19 protein-coding genes are annotated in these 21,276 nt (G+C 69.9%); 15 read left to right on the top strand and 4 right to left on the bottom strand.

The features are described 5' to 3' along the window. Positions 1 to 7: 7 nt before the first annotated feature. From ACSFA2_RS24200 to ACSFA2_RS24140, 13 genes are read left to right on the top strand one after another with little or no spacing between them, the layout of a single operon-like run. Positions 8 to 823 (top strand): cyclase family protein, encoded by an 816-nt coding sequence (locus ACSFA2_RS24200; RefSeq protein ID WP_435457875.1) that lies wholly within the window; start codon positions 8 to 10, stop codon positions 821 to 823. Next, entirely contained in the window at positions 820 to 1,545 is a 726-nt protein-coding gene (locus ACSFA2_RS24195) for an SDR family NAD(P)-dependent oxidoreductase (protein ID WP_435457874.1), read from the top strand. The genes ACSFA2_RS24200 and ACSFA2_RS24195 overlap by 4 nt, the downstream gene beginning before the upstream one ends. 47 nt (positions 1,546 to 1,592) lie before the next feature. After that, positions 1,593 to 2,759, top strand: coding sequence for an ABC transporter substrate-binding protein (locus ACSFA2_RS24190; protein ID WP_435457873.1), 1,167 nt, complete (start codon positions 1,593 to 1,595; stop codon positions 2,757 to 2,759). A gap of 32 nt (positions 2,760 to 2,791) precedes the next feature. Next, positions 2,792 to 3,934, top strand: coding sequence for an ABC transporter substrate-binding protein (locus ACSFA2_RS24185; protein WP_435457872.1), 1,143 nt, complete (start codon positions 2,792 to 2,794; stop codon positions 3,932 to 3,934). A gap of 44 nt (positions 3,935 to 3,978) precedes the next feature. Continuing rightward, positions 3,979 to 5,307 (top strand): aromatic ring-hydroxylating dioxygenase subunit alpha, encoded by a 1,329-nt coding sequence (locus tag ACSFA2_RS24180; protein WP_435457871.1) that lies wholly within the window; start codon positions 3,979 to 3,981, stop codon positions 5,305 to 5,307. Beyond that, positions 5,304 to 5,795, top strand: a complete 492-nt coding sequence (locus ACSFA2_RS24175) for an aromatic-ring-hydroxylating dioxygenase subunit beta (protein ID WP_435457870.1) — start codon at positions 5,304 to 5,306, stop codon at positions 5,793 to 5,795. The genes ACSFA2_RS24180 and ACSFA2_RS24175 overlap by 4 nt, the downstream gene beginning before the upstream one ends. Before the next feature lie 38 nt (positions 5,796 to 5,833). Next, the gene (locus ACSFA2_RS24170; RefSeq protein WP_435457869.1) at positions 5,834 to 7,006 is read left to right on the top strand and encodes an ABC transporter substrate-binding protein; all 1,173 of its coding nucleotides are present in this window, start codon (positions 5,834 to 5,836) and stop codon (positions 7,004 to 7,006) included. 49 nt (positions 7,007 to 7,055) lie between these two features. Continuing rightward, the gene (locus ACSFA2_RS24165; protein ID WP_435457868.1) at positions 7,056 to 8,111 is read left to right on the top strand and encodes a branched-chain amino acid ABC transporter permease; all 1,056 of its coding nucleotides are present in this window, start codon (positions 7,056 to 7,058) and stop codon (positions 8,109 to 8,111) included. Continuing rightward, positions 8,108 to 9,904 carry a branched-chain amino acid ABC transporter ATP-binding protein/permease gene (locus ACSFA2_RS24160; protein ID WP_435457867.1) on the top strand — a complete coding sequence of 599 codons (1,797 nt, stop codon included), beginning with the start codon at positions 8,108 to 8,110 and terminating at the stop codon, positions 9,902 to 9,904. Before ACSFA2_RS24165 ends, ACSFA2_RS24160 begins: the two co-directional genes overlap by 4 nt. Beyond that, the gene (locus tag ACSFA2_RS24155) at positions 9,901 to 10,632 is read left to right on the top strand and encodes an ABC transporter ATP-binding protein (protein ID WP_435457866.1); all 732 of its coding nucleotides are present in this window, start codon (positions 9,901 to 9,903) and stop codon (positions 10,630 to 10,632) included. Before ACSFA2_RS24160 ends, ACSFA2_RS24155 begins: the two co-directional genes overlap by 4 nt. Next, positions 10,622 to 12,214 (top strand): ATP-dependent acyl-CoA ligase, encoded by a 1,593-nt coding sequence (locus ACSFA2_RS24150; RefSeq protein ID WP_435457865.1) that lies wholly within the window; start codon positions 10,622 to 10,624, stop codon positions 12,212 to 12,214. Before ACSFA2_RS24155 ends, ACSFA2_RS24150 begins: the two co-directional genes overlap by 11 nt. A 34-nt stretch (positions 12,215 to 12,248) precedes the next feature. Continuing rightward, positions 12,249 to 12,764 carry a MarR family winged helix-turn-helix transcriptional regulator gene (locus ACSFA2_RS24145; RefSeq protein ID WP_435457864.1) on the top strand — a complete coding sequence of 172 codons (516 nt, stop codon included), beginning with the start codon at positions 12,249 to 12,251 and terminating at the stop codon, positions 12,762 to 12,764. Positions 12,765 to 12,823: 59 nt separating this feature from the next. Next, entirely contained in the window at positions 12,824 to 13,300 is a 477-nt protein-coding gene (locus ACSFA2_RS24140) for an acyl-CoA thioesterase (RefSeq protein WP_435457863.1), read from the top strand. Here the strand turns inward: ACSFA2_RS24140 and ACSFA2_RS24135 are convergent. Together ACSFA2_RS24135 and ACSFA2_RS24130 are read right to left on the bottom strand one after the other, a co-directional pair. Continuing rightward, a complete protein-coding gene (locus tag ACSFA2_RS24135; protein ID WP_435457862.1) occupies positions 13,259 to 14,158 on the bottom strand; it encodes a BUD32 family EKC/KEOPS complex subunit in 900 nt (299 codons plus the stop codon). The genes ACSFA2_RS24140 and ACSFA2_RS24135 overlap by 42 nt on opposite strands. Next, positions 14,155 to 15,852 carry an FMN-binding glutamate synthase family protein gene (locus ACSFA2_RS24130; protein WP_435457903.1) on the bottom strand — a complete coding sequence of 566 codons (1,698 nt, stop codon included), beginning with the start codon at positions 15,850 to 15,852 and terminating at the stop codon, positions 14,155 to 14,157. The genes ACSFA2_RS24135 and ACSFA2_RS24130 overlap by 4 nt, the downstream gene beginning before the upstream one ends. 51 nt (positions 15,853 to 15,903) lie before the next feature. Between ACSFA2_RS24130 and ACSFA2_RS24125 the strand changes: the two genes are divergently transcribed. After that, a complete protein-coding gene (locus ACSFA2_RS24125) occupies positions 15,904 to 16,698 on the top strand; it encodes a UPF0149 family protein (protein WP_435457861.1) in 795 nt (264 codons plus the stop codon). A 67-nt stretch (positions 16,699 to 16,765) separates the two neighbouring features. Further along, positions 16,766 to 17,188, top strand: coding sequence for a hypothetical protein (locus ACSFA2_RS24120; RefSeq protein WP_435457860.1), 423 nt, complete (start codon positions 16,766 to 16,768; stop codon positions 17,186 to 17,188). A 31-nt stretch (positions 17,189 to 17,219) separates the two neighbouring features. On the opposite strand, the gene ACSFA2_RS24115 is transcribed toward ACSFA2_RS24120, so the two are convergent. Next, on the bottom strand, positions 17,220 to 19,547 hold the full coding sequence (locus ACSFA2_RS24115; protein WP_435457859.1) for a CHASE2 domain-containing protein: 2,328 nt from the start codon (positions 19,545 to 19,547) through the stop codon (positions 17,220 to 17,222). 24 nt (positions 19,548 to 19,571) lie between these two features. Continuing rightward, the gene (locus ACSFA2_RS24110) at positions 19,572 to 21,254 is read right to left on the bottom strand and encodes a FecR family protein (RefSeq protein ID WP_435457858.1); all 1,683 of its coding nucleotides are present in this window, start codon (positions 21,252 to 21,254) and stop codon (positions 19,572 to 19,574) included. Positions 21,255 to 21,276 lie beyond the last annotated feature (22 nt).

Raw genomic sequence — 21,276 nt, 5'->3', positions numbered from 1 at the left:
AGCCCACATGACGACCCCCACGACCGACCTGATGTCCGCCACCGAGATCCTCGGTGGCCTGGTGAGCGCGATGGCCAGTGGCCGCATCCGCGTGATCGACCTCACCCAGACGCTCACGCCCGACTTTCCGCAGATCGCGTTGCCGCCCGAGATGGGCCAGTGCTGGCCCTTCCGCATCGAGGAGGTCTCGAAGTACGACGAGCGCGGGCCGGCCTGGTACTGGAACAACTTCTCCTGCGGCGAACACACCGGCACCCACTTCGATGCGCCGATCCACTGGATCTCCGGGCGCGACCTGCCGAACAATTCGGTCGACACCATCCCGCCGCAGAACTTCGTGGCGGCGGCCTGTGTGATCGACTGTTCGCCGCAGGTGAAGGACGACCCCGACTACCTGCTCACGCTGCGGGACATCGAGGACTGGGAGGCGCGGCACGGCCGCATCCCGAAGGGCGCCTGGGTGCTGATGCGTACCGACTGGTCCAAGCGCGAGGACCCCGAGGCCTACCAGAACTACGACGAGACCGGGCAGCACACGCCGGGCCCGAGCGCCGAGGCGGTGCGCTTCCTGGTCGAGCAGCGCGACGTGCTGGGCTTCGGCTCCGAGGCCATCGGCACCGATGCCGGGCAGGGCTACCACCTGCGCCCGCCGTATCCGTGCCACTACTACATGCACGGCGCCGGGCGCTACGGCCTGCAGTGCCTGTGCAACCTCGACCTGCTGCCCGAGTCCGGCGCGGTGCTGATCTGCCCGCCGCTCAAGATCGAGAAGGGCAGCGGCAGCCCGCTGCGCGTGCTCGCCCTGGTGGAGCAGACAGCATGAGCGCGCGCAAGGTGGCGGCCGTCACCGGCGGCAGCGCCGGCATCGGCAAGGCGATCTGCCAGGACCTGCTCGACAAGGGCTACCAGGTGATCTCGCTGGCACGGCGCGCGAGCGACATCGTGCACCCGCGCGTGCACAGCATCGAGGTCGACCTGATGGACCGTGCCGCCACCGCGGCCGCCACGCGGCAGCTCGCGCACCAGTTCGAGGTCACGACGCTGGTGCACAACGCCGGCGTCATTCGCCCGGCACTGATCGCCGACGTGAAGCTCGAAGACCTCGATGCGCTGGTCGACCTGCACCTGGGCTGCGCGGTGCAGCTTGTGCAGGCGGTGCTGCCCGCCATGCGCGATCAGCGCTTCGGCCGCATCGTGCTGATGTCTTCCCGCGCGGCCGTCGGTGCGCAGTCGCGCACCAGCTATTCCGCGACCAAGGCCGGCATGCTGGGCATGGCGCGCACCTGGGCGCTGGAGCTCGCGCCCGAGGGCATCACCGTCAACGTGGTGGCGCCGGGGCCGGTGCGCACGGACATGTTCTACGACATCGTGCAGGCCGGCGAGCGGGAGCGCGCGCTGGCCGCCTCGATACCGGTGCGCCGCCTGGGCGAAGCGGACGACGTCGCGCGTGCCGTCGGCTTCTTCGCCGACGCGGCCAACAGCTTCGTCACCGGTCAGGTGCTCTACGTCTGCGGCGGTACCAGCGTGGGGAGCCTCACGCTGTGAACGCGCCTGCTTCTTCTATCTCTCTCACCATCCACGGAAGGATCGCCATGAACGTCTCGTCCCGCCACCCCCTGCGCACCGGCATCGCGCTGGCTTTCGGCGCGCTCGCTTCCCTCGCGGCGGTCAGTGCACTTGCCGCCGATCTCAAGGTCGGCTTCATCACGTCGCTGTCCGGCCCGGTGTCCTCGCTGGGCATCCCCTACGAGAAAGGGATGAAGGCGGCGCTGGCCTACCGCTCGGAGGTCGACGGGCGCAAGGTGCAGCTGGTGCAGCTCGACGACGCCTCCGATCCGTCGACCGCGGCGCGCAATGCCCGCAAGCTGATCGACGAGGAGAAGGTCGACGTGATCATCGGCACCGCGGGCTCGCCCGGAGCCCTGGCCATCGCCGCCGTGGCCCGCGAGACCAAGACACCGCTGATCTCCATCGCCAATGCCAACCTGCCGGGCGAGGAGGGTGCCTGGATGGTGACGCTTCCGCAGCCGGCGCCGCTGATGGTCAGTGCGGTGGTCGAGCGCATGAAGAAATCGGGCGTGAAGACGGTCGGCTACATCGGCTTTTCCGACGCCTGGGGCGACCTGGTCTACGACGCGTTGCAGAAGAGCGTCGAGCCCGCCGGCATCAAGGTGGTGAGCAACGAGCGCTATGCCCGTGCCGATGCCTCGGTCACCGGCCAGGTGCTGAAGATCGTGGCGCTCAAGCCCGATGCGGTCATCACCGGCACCTCGGGCACCCCTGGCGCGCTGCCCTACATCGCGCTGGCCGAGCGCGGCTACAAGGGCCAGATCTACGGCATGCATGCGCTGATCAACCCCGATTTCGTGCGGGTCGGCGGCACTGCGGTCGAAGGCCTGCTCGCACCCACGGGTCCGGTGATCGTCGCCGAGCAGCTGCCCGAGTCGAACCCGATCCGCAAGGTGTCGATGGACTTCCGCGCGGCCTACCAGAAGGCCAACGGCGCCGCGCCCACCGATGCCTTCTCGGCCTACTCCTTCGACGCCTGGCTGCTGTTCCTGGACGCCGCCTCGCGCGCCAAGGGCGAGCCGGGCACGCCGGCCTACCGCACGGCGCTGCGCGACGCCATCGTCAGCACCAAGGAGCTGGTCGGCACCCACAGCGTCTACAACTTCAAGCCCACCGACCGCTACGGCTCGGACGAACGCTCGCGCGTGATCGTCAAGCTGGAAAAGGGCCAGTGGAAGCTGGTGCCCTGAGCGAATCCATTCATCTCCCTACCGATCGAACCATGAACAAGCCCACATCCCTCCTGGCCGCCGCGGCGCTGGCGCTGTCCGTCTCGCAGGCCTTCGCTGCCGATCTCAAGGTCGGCTTCATCAGCTCGCTGTCGGGGCCGGTCGCGGCCCTCGGCATCCCTTACGAGAAGGGCATCCGCGCGGCCATCGCCGAGCATCCGTCCATCGGCGGGCGCAAGGTCGAGCTGATCGTGCTAGACGATGCTTCCGACCCGACCACCGCCGGACGCAACGCGCGCAAGCTGGTGGTCGACGACAAGGTCGACGTGCTGATCGGCACCTCCGGCGTACCCGGCGCAATGGCCATCGCCGCGGTGGCGCGCGAACTCAACGTGCCGCTCATCTCGCCGACGCCGGTCACCATCCCGGGGCCGGAAGGCGTCTGGACGGTGACTGTGTCGCAGCCCTTCCCGCTGATGGTGTCGGCGGTGGTCGAGCGCATGAAGAAGTCCAATGTGAAGTCGGTCGCCTTCATCGGCTTCTCCGACGCGCTGGGCGACCTGGCCTACGACTCGCTGCTGAAGAGCGCCGAGGCCGCGGGCATCAGGGTGGTCACCAACGAGCGCTATGCGCGCAGCGATTCGTCGGTTGCCGGCCAGGTGCTGAAGATCGTGGCGCAGCGGCCCGATGCGGTGTTCGCCGGCAACTCCGGAACGCCCGGTGCCTTGCCCTACATCGGCCTGGCCGAACGTGGCTACAAGGGCCAGCTCTACGGCACGCACGGCCTGATCAATGCCGACTTCGTGCGCGTGGGCGGTAGCGCCATCGAAGGCCTGCAGGTGCCCAGCGGCCCGGTGCTGGTGGCCGACCAGCTGCCCGACAGCAACCCGATCAAGAAGGTGTCGCTCGCCTTCCGCGCGGCCTACCAGAAGACGCACGGCAGCGTGCCCAACGACGCCTTTTCTTCCTACACCTACGACGCCTACCTGCTGCTGGCCGATGCGGCCGCGCGCACCAAGGGCGAGCCCGGCACGCCGGCGTTCCGCACCGCGCTGCGCGACGCGATCGTCACGACGAAGGAGCTGGTGGGGACGCACGGCGTCTACAACTTCAGCCCCGACAACCGCTACGGCTCCGACCAGCGCGCGGTGGTGATCGTGAAGATGGAGAAGGGCCAGTGGAAGCTGGTGCCTTGAGGCGCAGCAGCCACGCCGCCGTGTCCATCGCCGTCTGAATTGCCATGTCCGACCGCTACCGAGGCCGACCCGACGCCGTCCGCGCGCTGGTGCAGGACGACCGCGTCCACCGCGACCTGTACCTGAGCGAGGAGCTGTTCGCGCTGGAGCGCGAGCAGTTCTTCGCCGCGACCTGGAACTACCTGGGCCACGCGAGCCAGGTGCCGAACGCGGGCGACTACCTGACGCAGGACATCGCCGGCCGTCCGCTGGTGATGGTGCGCCAGCCCGACGGCGGGCTGAAGGTGCTCTACAACCGCTGCGCCCACAAGGGCACCCAGCTGGTGAGCGACCCGTGCGGCAACACCGGCAAGTTCTTCCGCTGCCCGTACCACGCCTGGACCTACCGGCTCGACGGCGCACCGCTGGCCCTGCCGCTGAAGGCGGGCTACGAGGGCACGCAGCTCAAGCAGTGCGAGTCGGGCCGCGGGATGGTGGCGCTGGCGAACGTGGCGGTGTACCGCGACTTCGTCTTCGTGCGCCTGAGCGAGGTCGGGCCGTCGTTCGAGGCCTACTTCGGCGACGTGCTGCAGGCGATCGACAACCTGGTCGACCGTTCGCCCGAGGGGCGTCTCGTGGTCGCCGGCGGCGCGATGCGCAACATCATCCACTGCAACTGGAAGATGTACCTGGAGAACATCAACGACACGGTGCATCCGATGTCGACCCACGAGTCGGCCACGCAGGCGGCCAGCCAGCTGTGGAAGGACCACGGGCCGGACGACCCCAAGCCGATGGCGATGGAACAGATCCTGCCCTTCGGCGCGGGCTACGACTTCTTCGATCGGATGGGCGGCCGGGTGTTCGCCAACGGGCACAGCGTGCTGGGCGTGAACTTCAGCATCCATTCCAGCTACGCCCAGGTGCCCGCCTACGAAGCGGCGATGACCGCGGCGCACGGCGCGGATCGGGCCGCCGACATCCTGCAGCGCTCGCCACAGAACGCGGTGCTGTTCCCGAGCCTCGCGGCCAAGGGCTCGCCGCAGGCCATCCGCGTGATCCGCCCGCTCGCGGCCGACCGCACGCTGGTGGAAGCCTGGGCCTTCCGGCCGGCCGGTGCGCCCGACCTGCTGTTCGAGCGTTCGCTCACCTACAACCGGCTGGTGTTCTCGCCGATGTCGATCGTCGCGCACGACGACGTCGCGCTGTTCGAGAGCATGCAGCAGGGCCTGCGCGCCGACGGCAACGAGTGGATCAGCCTGCACCGCGACCACCGCGCGGGCGAGGCCGACACGCCGGTGCAGACCGTCAACGGCACCAACGAGATCCTGATGCGCAACCAGTTCCGCGCCTGGGCGCACTTCATGACGCAGGGCATGGAGGCGGCGGCGTGACGGACGGCCTGTTCACGGAAGACGTGCTGTCGCGCTTCGTCGAGGACGAGGCCGCGCTGCTCGACGACGGCCGCTACGACGACTGGCTGGGCCTCTTCGCCGCCGACGGCCACTACTGGGTGCCGCTCCTGGGCGCACGCCAGGCCGACCCCCACACCCACAACTCGATCGCCTACGAAGACCGGCTGCTGCTGCAGCTGCGCATCGAGCGGCTGAAGAATCCGCGCGCCCATTCGCAGCATCCGCCGAGCCAGGGGCAGCATGTGCTGCAGCGACCGCGAGTGGAATCCATCGATCTCGACGCCGGACTCGCGGTGCTGCGCACCCCCTTCATCTACGTCGAGGCGCGCGGCGAGCGCGAGTTGCTGCTGACCGGGCGCTACCGCCACACGCTCGTGCGCGAGGCCGGCGTGCTGCGCCTGCAGCAGAAGCGCGTCGACCTGCTGCAGCCGGAGCGGCCGCTGCCGGCGATCCAGTTGTTCATCTAGTTCCTTCCATCCATTCATCCACCCACGAGGCCCCCGCCATGAAGCGCTTGATCCGGACCCTGACACGCTGCGCCACCGCAGCCGCCGCCCTGGCCACCTTCGCCGTCCTCCTGCCGGCCGCGCAGGCGGCCGACCTGAAGGTGGGCCTGAGCGTTTCGCTCTCCGGCCCCAACTCGTCGATCGGCGTGCCCTATGCCAAGGGCATGCAGGCGGCGCTGGCGTACAAGGGCGAGGTCAACGGCCGCAAGATCCAGCTGGTGGTGCTCGACGACGGTTCCGACCCGACCGCCGCCGGGCGCAATGCGCGCAAGCTGGTGGACGAGGAGAAGGTCGATGTGCTCATGGGCACCTCGGGCGTGCCCTCGGCGATCGCCATGGCGCAGGTCGGGCGCGAGTCGAAGACGCCGCTGATCGGGCTCACCCCGCTGCTGCTCGACCCCGCCGAGAACCCCTGGGTCATGACGGTGGCGCAACCCACCCAGCTCATGATCGATGCGGTGGTCGAGCGCATGAAGCGCAACGGTGTGAAGAGCGTGGGCTACATCGGCTTTTCCGACGCCTGGGGCGACCTGGTCTACAACGCGCTGATGAAGGCGGCGCCGGCTGCCGGCCTCACGGTGCTGGGCAATGAGCGGTATGCGCGTGCCGATGCGTCGGTCACCGGCCAGGTGCTCAAGCTGCTCGCGCTCAAGCCCGAGGCGGTGATGACCGGCGGCGCCGGCACCCCGGGCGCGCTGCCCTTCCTCGCGCTGCAGGAGCGCGGCTTCAAGGGCGGCGTGTATGGCCAGCACGGCCTGATCAACCCCGACTTCGTGCGCGTCGTCGGCACCGCAGGGCAGGGGGCACTGATGCCCACCGGCCCCATCATCGTGGCCGAGCAGCTGCCGGCGGACCATCCGAGCAAGAAGATCGGGCTCGATTTCCGGGCGGCGTTCCAGAAGGCCAACAACGCGCCGACGACCGATGCCTTCTCGGCCTATTCCTTCGACGGCTGGCTGGTCTTCGCCGACGCCGCCTCCCGCGCCATGGCCAAGGCCGAGCCCGGCACGCCGGAGTTCCGCGTGGCGCTGCGCGACGCCATCTTCAGCACGAAGGAAGTGGTGGGCGTGCACGGCGTCTACAGCTTCAAGCCCGGCAACCTCTACGGCGTGGACGAACGCGCCCGCGTGATCGTCAAGCTCGACAACGGCCAGTGGAAGCTCGCCCCTTGATCTCGCCTGTCCATCTCCTTGTACAGCCCCACGCCAGGAGCAGCGCACGATGACCTGGGACGTCGCACTCATCCTCGGCATCGACGGCCTGGCCAACGGCGCGGTGTACCTGCTCGCCGGGCTCGGCCTGGTGCTGATCTTCTCGGTCACGCGGGTCGTCTTCGTGCCCTTCGGCGACGTCGCCGCCTTCGCCGCGCTGACGCTCGCCGCCTTCGAGACCGGCCGCACGCCACCGACCATCGGCCTGGTGCTCACGCTCGCCGTCATCGCGGTGGGGGTCGAGGTGGTCGCGCTGGTGCGCCGCCACGAAGCCGCGCGCATCCCGAAGGCCATCGCGCTCTGGGGCCTGCTACCGGCCGTTCCCTGTTTGCTGGCCTGGCTGGCCGCCCGCAGTGGCATGCCGGCGGCGGTGCAGATCGCCGCGTCGGTGCTGCTGGTGGTGCCGATCGCGCCGCTGCTGGCGCGCATCGTGTTCCAGCCGATCGCCGATGCCTCGGTGCTGGTGCTGCTGATCGTCTCGCTGGCGCTGCACTTCCTGCTCTCGGGCCTGGGCCTGCTGTTCTTCGGGCCGGAAGGCTCGCGCACCCAGCCGCTGGCGTCGGGCGTGCTGACCCTGGGCGACGGCTTCACCGTCAGCGCCCAGGTGATCCTGATGGTCGGCTCCGCCGTGGTGCTGAGCGGCCTGTTCTTCCTGGTGTTCGAGCGCACCGTGGCCGGCAAGGCGCTGCGGGCCACGGCCGTGAACCGGGTGGGCGCGCGGCTGGTCGGCATCCGGCCGGCGCGCACCGCCATCCTGGCCTACGGCTGCGCGTCGCTGCTGGCCGGGCTGATCGGCGTGCTGATCGCGCCGGTGACCACCATGTACTACGACTCGGGCTTCATCATCGGCCTGAAGGCCTTCGTGGCGGCCATCATCGGCGGCCTGGTGAGCTACCCGATCACCGCCATCGGCGCGATCGCGGTGGGCCTGGTCGAGAGCTTCGCGTCGTTCTGGAGTGGTGCCCTGAAGGACGTGATCGTCTTCAGCCTGTTGATCCCGGTGCTGATGCTGCGCTCCTTCCTGAGCGTGCATTCGGAAGAGGAAGAAGACGAGGTGGACCAATGAGCGCCCGTTCTTCCAGTCGTTTCTCTCGTCGCCTCTGGCTCGGCCTGCTGGTGCTGGCCTTCGCCCTGGCACCGTTCGTGGCCGGCAACTTCACCGTCTCGTTGATGAACGACATCGGCATCGGCGCGCTGGTCGCACTCGGCCTGGTGCTGCTGACCGGCGTCGGCGGCGCCACGTCCTTCGGGCAGGCTGCCTTCGTCGGCATCGCGGCCTACGCGACCGCCTGGCTCACCACGACGCAAGGGCTCTCGCCCTGGATCGGACTGTTGTTCGCGCTGCTGCTCACGGGGCTTTCGGCGCTGGCCATCGGCATGCTCACGCTGCGCCTGGGCGGTCACTTCCTGCCGCTGTCGACCATCGCCTGGGGGCTGTCGATCGCGATGCTTTTCGGCAATGTCGATGCGCTGGGCCGCCACACCGGGTTGTCGAACATCCCGGCGCTGCGTGTCGGCACCTGGGTGCTGTCGGACCCGCGCTCGATCTACTACCTGATTTGGAGCATCGTCGGACTGGCCTTCCTGTTCAGCCAGAACCTGCTGCAGTCGCGGCCGGGCCGTGCGATCCGAGGCCTGCGCGGTGGCGCCACGCTGCTGGCGAGCGTCGGGGCCGACGCCTACCGCGTGCGGCTCACGCTCTTCGTCACCGCGGCGCTGCTGGCGGGCATCGCGGGCTGGCTCTACGCGCACATGAACCGCTTCGTGAGCCCGGCGCCTTTCGACGTGCGCGCGAGCATCGAGTACCTGCTGATGGCGGTGGCCGGCGGGCTCGGGCAGCTCACGGGCGCCCTTGTCGGTGCAGCGCTGGTGCTGGTGCTGAAGAACGGGCTGCAGGACGTGCTGCCGATGTTCACGCAGCGCGCCGGGCAGCTGGAGGCTATCGCCTTCGCGACCCTGTTCATCCTGCTGCTGCACTTCGCGCGCAGCGGGCTGATGGGCTTCGTGCGGCGCATCACCAAGGGCCGCTTCCAGGCGCCGCCGTCCACGGCCCCCGCCGAACCGGTGGCGCCGCTGCCGCAGCGCGCGCTGCCGGTGCGCGGCACCCGCATCCTGTCGGTCGAGGGCGCGGTCAAGCGCTTCGGCGGCCTGGTGGCGGTGAACGACGTGAGCTTCGAGGTGAACGCCGGCGAGATCATCGGCCTGATCGGTCCCAACGGTGCCGGCAAGTCGACCATGTTCAACCTGCTGACCTGCACCGCGCCGATGACGGCCGGCAAGGTGCGCTTCCTCGACCGCGACATCGCCGGCCTGCCGCAGCGCGAGGTCGCGCGGCTCGGCCTGGCGCGCACCTTCCAGCACGTGAAGCTGCGCCCGCAGATGACGCTGCTGGACAACGTGGCGCTCGGTGCCTATGCCCGTACCGGTGCGGGTGTACTCAAGGCCGGGCTGCGGCTCGACCGCGCCGAGGAACGGCAGGTGCTGCAGGAAGCGCAGCGCCAGCTGACACGTATCGGCCTGGGCGACCGCTCGCACGAGCTGGCCGGCAGCCTGCCACTGGGCACCCAGCGCATCCTGGAGATCGCGCGTGCGCTGGCGGCCGACCCGGTGCTGCTGGTGCTCGACGAGCCGGCGGCCGGTCTGCGTCGCAAGGAAAAGATGGCGCTGGGCGAGCTGCTGCGCAAGCTTCGGGAGGAGGGCGTGACCATCCTCATCGTCGAACACGACATGGACTTCGTCATGAGACTCGTCGACCGCCTGGTGGTGATGAACTTCGGCTCCAAGCTGGTGGAGGGCGTGCCCGCGGCGGTGCGCGCCGACGAGCGCGTGCAGGCCGCTTACCTGGGGAGCGTGGTATGAGCGCGGCCATGCTGGAGATCGGCGACCTGCACGTCTCGTACGGCCAGGTGGATGCGGTGCGGGGCGTGTCGCTCTCGCTCGACAAGGGCCAGATCGTCTCGGTGATCGGGCCCAACGGCGCCGGCAAGACCACGCTGCTGGCCGCGGCCATGGGCCTGCTCCCGTCCAAGGGCGTGCTGCGCTTCGAGGGCGAGGACCTGCACGGCCTGGACGTCGAGTCGCGGGTCGAACGCGGCCTGGTGCTGGTGCCCGAGAAGCGGGAGCTGTTCGGCGAGCTCAGCGTGCTGGACAACCTGCAGCTGGGTGCGTACTCGCGGCGGCTCAAGAGCGAGGTGCTGAAGAAGCGGCTGGCCTCGGTCTACGAGCGCTTTCCGCGGCTGGCCGAACGCAAGGCGCAACGCGCCGACACGCTCTCGGGCGGCGAGCGGCAGATGCTGGCCGTGGGGCGGGCACTGATGTCGGGGCCGCGGCTGCTGATGCTCGACGAGCCCAGCCTCGGCCTCGCGCCGCTGATCGTGCGAGACATCCTGGCCATCGTGCGCAGCCTGCGCGACGACGGCGTGTCGATCCTGCTGGTGGAGCAGAACGCGCGCGCGGCGCTGGAGAGTTCCGACGAAGGCTACGTGCTGGAGACCGGCGAGATCGCGCTGCACGGCGCCTCGCAGTCGCTGGCGAGCGACCCGCGGGTGCAGGCGACCTACCTGGGCGGTGGCACCCATGACGACTGAGACCCCCACGCCTCCGGCGGACGCGGCCTGGCCGCTGGCCGAGCGCACCGTGCCGCACCTGTTGCAGCGGCAGGCCGCGGCGCTGGGTGCCCGGCCCCTGCTGAGCGTTGGCGGCGTGCGCTGGACGCATGCTGGCGCGGTGGACGCCGTGGCCCGGCGGGCCGCCGCGCTGCAGGCCGCCGGTCTCGGGCGCGGCGACCGGGTGGCGATCCTGTGCGGCAACCGGGCCGAGTTCCTCGAGGTCTTCCTGGCCTGCGGCTGGATCGGTGCGGTGTCGGTGCCGATCAACGCCGCCTCGATGGGCCCGCAGATCGCCTATTTCCTGGCCGACAGCGGCGCGCGGCTCTTGGTGATGGAAGCGCCTTTCCTCGAGCGGCTGCAGACCGCCGACCTGCCCGGCACGGCGCTCGAGCGCGTCTGGGTGGTGGGCGGCGAGGGACCGCTGCCCGCGCCGCAGGGCCTGCGCTGCGAGCCCTATCCCGCGCCAGGCGACGCGGTGGCGCCAGCGGTGGTGCAGCCGGGCGATGCGCTCGCCATCCTCTACACCTCGGGCACCACCGGGCCGGCCAAGGGCGTGGTCTGCCCGCATGCCCAGTACCACGGCTGGGGTGCCAACACCGCGCGCATCCTGGGCCTGGGGCCCGACGACGTGCTGGCCACCACGCTGCCGCTCTTTCACATCAACGCGCTCAACACCTTCGCCCAGGCCTCGCTTGCAGGTGGCGAGGTGGTGTTCCTGCCGCGCTTTTCGGCCTCGGGCTTCTGGCCGGCGATGCAGGCCTGCGGCGCCACGGTGGTCTACCTGCTCGGCGCGATGGTGCCGATCCTGCTGGCGCAGCCCGCGGGCGAGGGCGAGCGGGCACACCGGGTGCGCACCGGGCTGGGTCCCGGCGTGCCGGCCTCGGCCGGTGCCGCCTTCCGCGAGCGCACCGGCGTGACGCTGCTCGAGGGTTACGGTTCGACCGAAACCAATTTCGTCATCGCGACCCGACCGGACAGCGAACGCGCGGGCGTCATGGGCTGGCTGCAGCCGGGCTTCGAGGCACGGGTGGCGGACGCCTTCGACGCGCCGCTGCCCGACGGCGAGGCCGGCGAACTGCTGCTGCGCGCCGACGAGCCCTTCGCCTTCGCGACCGGCTACTTCAACCTGCCGGACAAGACGGTGGAAGCCTGGCGCAACCTGTGGTTCCACACCGGCGACCGGGTGGTGCGCGAGCCCGACGGCGCCTTCCGCTTCATCGACCGGTTGAAGGATGCGATCCGCCGCCGCGGCGAGAACATCTCGTCCTACGAGGTCGAGCAGGTGCTGCAGGGCCATCCGGCGGTGGCGACGGTGGTGGTGTACCCGGTGCGCTCCGAGCTCGCGGAGGACGAGGTGATGGCTTCGGTCATCCTGCGGCCGGATGCCGCGACCACACCCGCCGACCTGGCCGGTTACTGCGACGGCCGCCTGCCGTACTTCGCGATCCCGCGCTACATCGACCTGGTTGACGACCTGCCGCGCACTGAGAACGGCAAGGTGCAGAAGTTTCGCCTGCGCGAGCGCGGCGTGACGCCGAGCACCTGGGACCGCCAGCGCTGAGCGCGCCTGTGCCTGTGCCTGACTGGGACCTGCCATGAAGCCCAATGACCCTTCGCATACGTTGCTCAGCCGCGCCAGCGAGCTCGGCCACGAGGCGCGTGCCGGCAGCGGCGACCATGCGGTGCTCAGGCTCTGGCTGCGCATGCTCGCCACCACCACCCAGATCGAGCGCGAGATCCGCACCCGGCTGCGCGAGCGCTTCGGCATCACGCTGGCGCGCTTCGACTACCTGGCGCAACTGCACCGCTACCGCGAAGGGTTGTCGATGCGGGCGCTGTCGCGCTACCTGATGGTGACCGGCGGCAACGTGACCGCGCTCACCGACGAGCTCGAGCGCGAGGGCGCCGTCACGCGCCGGAGCAGCCCGGACGATCGGCGTTCCTGGATCGTCAGCCTGACGCCGCAGGGCCGGCGCGCCTTCGAATCCATGGCGAAGGAGCACGAGCAGTGGATCCTCGGGATGTTCTCGGCGCTCGATGGCGCCACGGTGCAGCAGCTGCATGCGCAGCTCGGTGCGCTGCGGGTGCACCTGCTGCAGGACGCGCCATGAGCGCCGCCCGGCCGCCCGAAGGCGCTCAGCACCGCAGCCCGCAGGGCGGAGGTTGCCTCATGAGTGCCGAACCTTTCGTGCGCGAGCGCCTGATCCGGTTTTCCGATTGCGATCCGGCCGGCATCGTGTTCTACCCGCAGTACTTCGTGATGTTCAACGGCCTGGTCGAGGACTGGGTGGAGGAGGGCCTCGGCGTGGGCTATCGGCGGCTGATCGTCGAGCGCCGCATCGGGCTGCCGACCGTGCGGCTGGAGGCCGAGTTCCGTGCGGTCAGCCGGATGGGGGACCGGGTCTCGCTGGTGCTGGCGGTGCAACGGCTGGGCGGACGTTCGCTGACGCTCGACCTGCGCTGCACCGGCCGCGCGGCCGACGGCAGCGAGGAGCTGCGCATGCGCGTGGAACAGGTGCTGGTCACGACCTCGCTCGAGACCCACCGTTCGATCGAGTTGCCGAGCGATCTGCGCACCGCGATCGAAGCCGGCGGGCAGGGTCCGTCAGAGGCCGGGGGCGTACCAGCGCCCCAGCAGCCGCGCTGACGCACGCACCCGCTGCGTGTCGCGGCCCCAGCGCCGCCCTTCGGGCAGATGCCGCAGCCAGCGCATGCGCAGGGCGGCGTGGGCAATGCGTTCGCGGACTGCGTCACTGGCGTCCGCCTGTACGGCATGCCAGTGGTCGCCTGCGGCCTGGGGCGAGGCGGCCCGCACCAGCATCGCGGTGGAGTGCAGATAGCTGAGCCAGTCGCGCACCTGGCACTCGGCCAGCCCCAGTGTTTCACCGGGGTCGTCCTCGAAGTCGATGTAGCCGATCACGCCGTCCGGGCACTGCACCAGGTTGCGGTCGAAGGCCTGGCTCAGGTAGAGGTCGCGCGCATGCACGGTGGCGATCGCGTCCAGGCCGTCGCGCCACGCGGCCAGCAGGGCGGCGGGGCCGACGGCGGCGGCCTGCTCGAGGCGTTCGCGCAGCACCAGCACGGTCGCGCGACTCTCGCCGAGGTCGGACATCAGCAGGCCATCGGTCTGTTGCGCCAGCACCGCCGGCACGCGCAGCCCGGCCGCCCCCAGTTCGCGCAGGCGCCGGCCTTCGATGGCGATGGCCGCCTCGCCACCCGGGTTGGGCACCGGCGTGAGCACATCGAGCCGCAGCAGGCGGGCGATCAGCCCCAGCAGCCGGTAGCCCCATTTGCCGTGGCGCGGCCCGGCCTTCTTGAGCCAGACGCGTTCGGCGCCCAGGCGGTGGCTGGCGACCGGCTGGGGTTGCCGCGGCAGCGTGCTGCGCAGGAATTCGGCGTAGTCGCCCGGCGTCGCGTCGGGCGCGCCCGCCTCGAGCGGCGCGGGTGCCGATGCGAGGCCCTTGCGCATCTGTACGCGGCCACCACCTCGTCGCACAGGGTTCATGCAGCCAGCGCCTGGTCGACCGGCTCGGGCATGTCCTGCGGCATCGGCTGGAAGCTGTGCGCGCTCGCGAGCGGCCAGTACATGCGGAACACGGTGTGCTGCTGGTCGAGCGGGCCGAGCAGGGCGCCGGGCTGCACCTGCATCACCAGGTTGCTCAGCAGGCGCACCTCGGTGTCGGAGATGCGCCGCACGATGTGGTGCGCGGTGATCTGCTGCGGATGGTCGAGCCCCGCGGCCTGCACCAGTTCCTGCAGCGCATGCAGCGTGCTGCGGTGAAAGTTGCGCACCCGGTCGGCCTTGTCGGGCACCACCAGCGCCTGCTGGCGCACCGGGTCCTGCGTGGTCACGCCGGTCGGGCAGTGGCCGGTGTGGCAGCTCTGCGCCTGGATGCAGCCCAGCGCCATCATGAAGCCGCGGCCCGCGTTGCACCAGTCGGCGCCCAGCGCCATCATCCGCGCCAGGTCGAAGGCGGTGATCACCTTGCCGGCGCAGCCGATCTTGATGCGGCTGCGCAGCCCGACGCCCACCAGCGTGTTGTGCACCAGCAGCAGACCTTCCTGCAGCGGCGCGCCGACGTGGTCGATGAACTCGACCGGCGCCGCGCCGGTGCCGCCCTCGGCCCCGTCCACCACGATGAAGTCCGGCGTGATGCCGGTGGCGAGCATCGCCTTGACGATGGCGAACCATTCCCACGGGTGGCCCACGCAGAACTTGAAGCCGGTCGGCTTGCCGCCCGACAGCTCGCGCAGTCTGGCGACGAAATGCATCAGCTCGACCGGCGTCGAGAAGGCACTGTGCGACGAGGGCGAGATGCAGTCCACGCCGATCGGCACGCCGCGCGCGGCCGAGATCTCGGCCGTCACCTTCGGCCCCGGCAGCACGCCGCCGTGGCCGGGCTTGGCGCCCTGGCTCAGCTTGATCTCGACCATCTTCACCTGCGGGTCGCGGGCGTTCACGATGAAGCGCTCCTCGCTGAAGCTTCCGTCGTCGTTGCGGCAGCCGAAGTAGCCCGAGCCGATCTCCCAGATCAAATCGCCGCCGTGCACGCGGTGGTGCTGCGAGATGGAGCCTTCGCCGGTGTCGTGCGCGAAGCCGCCCAGCTTCGCGCCGCGGTTCAACGCCAGCACGGCGTTGGCCGACAGCGCGCCGAAGCTCATCGCCGAGATGTTGAACACGCTGGCGCTGTAGGGCTGCGTGCAGGTGTAGCCCGAGGGCGTCGCGGGGTTGGGCGTGCCGCCGATGACGATGCGGAAGTCGTGGTCGGCCAGCGTCGTCGGCTGCATCGAATGGTTGATCCACTCGTAGCCGGCGATGGTGACGTTCAGCTGCGTGCCGAAGGGCCGGTTGTCGGGCTCGCCCTTGGCGCGCTGGTAGACCAGCGAGCGCTGCGAACGCGAGAAGGGCGCGGCTTCGCTGTCGCTCTCGATGAAGTACTGGCGCATCTCCGGCCGGATGAACTCCAGCAGAAAGCGCAGGTGGCCGATGACCGGGTAGTTGCGCAGGATGGCGTGGCGCTCCTGCCGCAGGTCGTGCACACCGGTGCCGCTGAGCGTGGCGCACGCCACGAGCGCGAGCCAGCCGAACCAGGCCTCTGGCAGCAGCACCACCGCGACGAGGCTGGCCGCGAGCCCGGCAAGGCACAGGACGAAGGCCGTGTAGCGGGCCGGAAAGATGGAAAACGTGGGGGTCGAAATAGGGGGTCTCCCGAAGCCTGCTGCATCATAGAGGGCTCAATCCGCCATCTCATGACCACGAATTCCGACACCGCGCCCGATGCGCAAACCCCCTCGACCGACCGCGAGGCCCTCGGCCCCGAGGATTTCGACCTGCTCGACACCCTGCTCGACGCCATGCGCGAGAAGGACGAGGAGATTCCGCAATGGGAGTTTTGCGAGGGCTTCCTCGCCGCACTCGTGTGCTCGCGCCGCCCCATCGCGCCCGCCGAATACTGGCCGGTGCTGCTGGGCGACAGCTTCGTGCCCGCCCAGCAGATGGAATTCGTCTGGCACTGGAAGCGCCGCTGGCAGGAGATCGAGCAGGCGCTCGATGCCGACGTCGAGGCGCTCGACGACGACCGCAGCTTCCAGCCCGAGGTGCTCGACACCCGCGGCGCCATCGCGTCGCTGCCCGAGGAAGAGCGCGCCGAGGTCGAAGGCGAAGCCATCCCGTCGTTCGCGCAGGTGTGGGCGCTGGGCTTCATGTACGCCGTCGAGAACTTCCCCGACGACTGGGCCGCGCCGCGCGACAAGGAAGCCGCCGGCATGCTCGACGACGCGCTGCAGTCGATCGTCGCCCTGACCGAGGACGACACCGGCAAGCCCGAGCTGTCGATGTTCAGCGAGGACGGCCCGCCGAGCGTGAGCCAGCGCCGCCTCGACGACTTCGGCGAGGCGATCTGGGCGGTGTATGACCTGCGCCAGCTCTGGAAGAGCCTGGGCCCGCGGGTGGAGACGATCCGCAAGGAAGCCACGCCGGGGCGGAACGACCCGTGTCCTTGCGGCAGCGGGAAGAAATACAAGAAATGCCACGGGGCGGGGTAGCCGCCACCTTGGTGCTCAACCCAGAATAAATTGTTTCCCAGAACTTCATCCTGGGCAACAATTGCGGATGCTTTCGACCGCATCACCCGATGGCGGCGCGGTGCGAGAAGGGTTTGTCGTGCAAGCGATGGCCCCCGCATCGGCCGTCGTCAGCTTCCCTTTCGGCTGGATTCGGCTCGCCGTTCCTGACGACTGGCGAGACCTGCGGGGAGAGCTGCCACCGGGTTGCCCGCCCACCTTCGCCAAAGACGGCGGGGCAGGCGTGCTGCAGCTGCGGTCGCTGCCCGCGGGCAGCGGCGCAGGGACAGAGGCGGTGCGCGCTGACCTGGACGTCGCCGACGCGCCGGCCAGCTGGCGTCGCACGCTGGGCGACATCGTCCTCGTCGCCAGCTACGTGACCTTGATTCCGGGGGCGGAGATCCCGCCGGGTGAGCAGGACGAGATCGAGGGTTTCTTGAGGAATGCCGCCGTGGTGTGGGCGCAGGGCTGACGGGGTCGCCCGCCGACCCGGTGTCGTGGCCTCAGGCACGCGGCAGCACGAGCCTGAAGGCGCTGCCCTGGCCTTCGACACTGCGCAACGTCACCTGGCCGCCATGCCGCTGCGCGACCGTCTTCACGAACGCCAGCCCCAGCCCGGCACCCGGCACATCGCCGCTCGTTCCGCCTCGGACGAAGGGTTCGAAAAGGGATGCGGCGAGGTCGGGCGCGATGCCGGGCCCTTCGTCCTGAACCAGAATCGCCCACGCGTCGGGCAAGGTCTCGATGCCGCAGTGAATGCGGGTTCCTTTCCTAGAGAACTTCAATGCATTCCCCAACAGGTTGCTGATCGCCCGTTGAACCAGCGGCCGATCGATCAGGCTGTGCGCCTGCTCGGCCGAGCCAGCCATGATGAAGATCGCGATGCCGTGCAGGTGCGTCGCCTCCCACGCATCGTCCACGCACTCCATCAACAGGTCGGTCAGGTCGTGCGTCTCGCGCTGGTAGACGGATGACTGGGCACGGACCAGCTGCGTGAAGCTGTCGGACAGTGCGAGGGCCTTGCTCGCGTGCCGCTCGATCCGTTCCTGGAAGTGCGCCTGAGGCATGGCGTCGGGGTTCTGGCGCTGCAGCGCCTGCAGGGTGAGGATCGCCGAGAGCGGCTCGCGCATGTCATGGCTCAGGAAGCGCATCGCCTCGTCGCGCTGCCGCTGCGTCTGACGGACCTCGGTGACGTCAAGGAGCGAGAGGACCCATCCGGTGTGATCGCCCTGTGCGTTCAGCGTCGGGCTTTTCTTGACGAGAAGGTCGCGTTCGTTGCCGTCCGCCGACAGCGTGGTCGTGTGTGCCGGCGCTTCGGCCAGCGCCGTCTCGGTCAACACGGCGGCATTCCAGCCCGCCGATCGGATCTCCTTCATCAGGTGCGTGACCGACATGCCATGCAGCGCCTGTGCCCGGTCGACGGCAAAGTAGCGGCCCGCGGCTGCATTCGCCAGCAGCACGCGCCCCCCCCGATCGCAGACCAGGGTGGCGTCCGGCAGCCCTTCCATGGTGTCGCGCACGAAGCGATGGAGGTTGCTCAGCTGGTCGGCCGCGGCGCTCAGCACGTTGATCCGCTTGCCCATGAAGTCGCCCGGTGGCAACGGGTCGGCCACCAGGGCGGCGATGCCGCCTTGCCGATGCAGGCGCTCCGATTCCCGCATCAGGTAGCCCGCGGCCGCGCTGAGCTGGCGCCAGCTCCAGACGGCGTAGCCGAGGGCGACGCCCAGCATGGCGCCCACCGGCGACAGCTGAATGCCGAAAAAGAGCAGGGACAGGCCCGCCAGGGCGGGCATCAGCAGGATCAGCGCTGCGCTGAGCAGGAGCGCAGCGAAAGGTCCGGCCACCGAGTACGCCGCCACTGCGATCGCGACGCACGACAGGTTGACGAGCAGGTCCAGCCCGTGCGACGCGGGCACCATCTTCCGGTCATTCAGCACGGCATCCAGCACATTGGCCGAATACTCGACGCCCGACATGAGGCCCTGCGTGCGCGACATGGGCGTTGCGTAGGAATCGCCGATGCCCGCGGCGGTGGCGCCCACCAGGACGTATTTGTCCTTGAAGACCTCCGGCGAGACCGAGCCATCCAGCACATCGACATAGGAGATGCGCCTGAATCGCCCGGCGGGGCGGGCGAAGGGCACGATGATCTGTCGCGAACGTTCCCACGACGCCGGGCTTCGCGCGCTCGGCGCCGCGCGTTCCGTCCTGGCGCCGATCGGCTCGACAGTCGGGCGTGCCGTCTGTTCGAGCATCGCCACGCTGAAGTAGGGCCAGCGCCGCTCGCCGATGCCCTCCTCGAGGTAGACGGTGCGGGCGATGCCGTCGCTGTCCACGCCCAGGTGCGCATGACCGAGGGCCCGCGCGCTTCGTGCCAGGGCGGGGAGCGGCAGGATGGCCGATGCCTGTCCGTTCTGCACCTGCATCATGAGTGGCAGCACCACCTGGCCACTGCGCACCATGGCCGCCGCCAGCGTGGCGTCGTCGGCGGGCGCCCGTGCGTCGGGTTCCGTGAGTAGAAGGTCCATGCCGATCGAGCGCGGCGAACCTTCGCTGAGGCGGTCGATCAGCTCCGCGTGGTAGGCCCTGCGCCATGGCCAGCGTCCCAACGCGGCGATGCTCTTGTCGTCGATCGCGACGATGACGATCTGCCCGTCATCGACATCGCGCCCCAGCAGGGAGACGAAGCTGTCCTGAAGAAACCGGTTCGGTGATTGCAGCAGGTCGGCGCGCGTCAGCCAGGCCGTGACCACCAGCATGGTGACGCAGAAGAAGGCCAGCTGTTGCCAGCGCGCGAAGGCGGGCCCGGGTCGACGGCTTGCAGGGGGCATGGCGCGGGGATGCGGACGAGCCGATCACTGGCGGCCGACGGGCTGGCCCGCCGAATCCAGCACCGTGCTTCCGTCGGTGTCGCGCAGCACGGTGCTCACGCGAACGCGCTGGACCGTGGAGAAGGCGCCGGCGTTGCCCGCGGCGTCGACCGTCTGGATGCGCACGAAGTAGGTGCCCGATGGCGGATGCGCCAGGCGCAGGTTGGCCGCTGGCTGCAGTTCGTCATAGACCAGCGTCGTGAAGCCTTCGTCCGACGACACCTGCGCGCGATAGCGGTACCCCGGGGTGGCGGCCCAGTAGACCTGCAGGGAGCCGTCGTCGTTGCGGGTCTGCGGTGGCGGGCCGGCAGGCGGTGGGGCCTGGAGATCGAAGCGCTGCCCTGCGCCGAAGGGGCCCTGGTCGGCGATGCCCGTGGGCAAGCGGCGGATCGATGCCACGCGCCAGTGGTAGCGGCCTGGCGGAAGTGCGGCGACGTGCCGGCACGCCGGAAGTGTGTCGATATCGAGCGCGAGGTCCTGGAAGCCGGCATCGCGCGCGACCTGGAGCCGGAAATGTGCGCTCCCCTCGGGCCGCGTACAGACGAACTCCACCGCCGCGGCGTGGAGGACGGCATCCGGCGATGGCTGCTGGATCAGCGGAGCGACCGGGTGCGCCTTGATGCGCAGGGGGCGTGTGGCCTCGCGGCCGGTCAGGCCGAGGGTGTCGAAGGCCCGCACACCCAGCGTGTAGTCGCCGTCCTCGAGCGCGGCGAGCCGCACCTCCGCGCCGGCCGGCACCCGCGTGTTGCGCACCACGTCCTCCAGGCCTGCATCGCGGGCGATCCGCACATGGTGCCCGGCGACATCACCACCCGGCATCGGCAGACGGAAGTGCAGCAAGGTTGCGTCTGCCAGCACACCCGGCACGGCGGCCAGATCCGGGGCGTCCGGCAGCGGGCGTGGCTTGCCGAGCTGCCCGGCGGCATCTACCTGCGCGCCTTGCCCCGCTTGCAGCGTGGCCTCCGCCCTCTTGCGCGGCTGTGCGCCACCGGTACCTCTCAGCGCCACGACGCCCTTGGTGACGTCGCCGGTCACCGTGCCGTCTGCCTGCACTTCCACGCCGAACGTCGTTCCGCGGACGCTCGCGACCGCCAGCGGTGTCTCGACCTCGAACCGGTTGGCCCTGGTCTCGCGGGGTCGCACGTCGGCGTCGATGCGGCCGGCCTTGAGATCGATCCGGGTCTCGGTGGTGTGCGTGGTGTCCTGCGAACGCACGCGCGACAGTTCCAGGCTCGAGTTGGCGGGCACGCGCGTGATCGTTCCGTCGACCATCTGCAGTCGCAGGTAGCCGTCACTGCCGACGTCGATCCGGCTGCCTTCGGGCAATGGCTGACCCGACTGCGCAGGCGCCGCGTCGTCCTGCATCGGGAGCCGGATGCGCACGTCGCCGGAACTCTGGATCACCGTGGCGTAGGTGGGCAGGGGCGCGAGCAGCGCGCGGGGGATCCGGATGGCGATGCCGGGCGGCATCCGCATCGGATCGGGCACCCGGTTGAGGCGTTGCAGTTCCTGCCACAGCGCAGGCTTGCCGGTGAAGTGCGCAGCGATGGCGAACAGCGTCTCGCCGGCCTGCACCGTGTGCACGAGATCGGCTGTGAGCGCGGGTGGCGTCTGGGCGAGGGCCGCCTGCGCGCACCACGCGAGCGACAGCAGCAGGCGGATCGGCATCCGCCCGGTCCAAGCCCGGCGA

The sequence above is a fragment of the Variovorax cryoconiti genome, assembly GCF_051216395.1.
Lineage (GTDB): Bacteria > Pseudomonadota > Gammaproteobacteria > Burkholderiales > Burkholderiaceae_C > Variovorax.
This window is presented reverse-complemented; position numbering and strand designations above follow the sequence as displayed.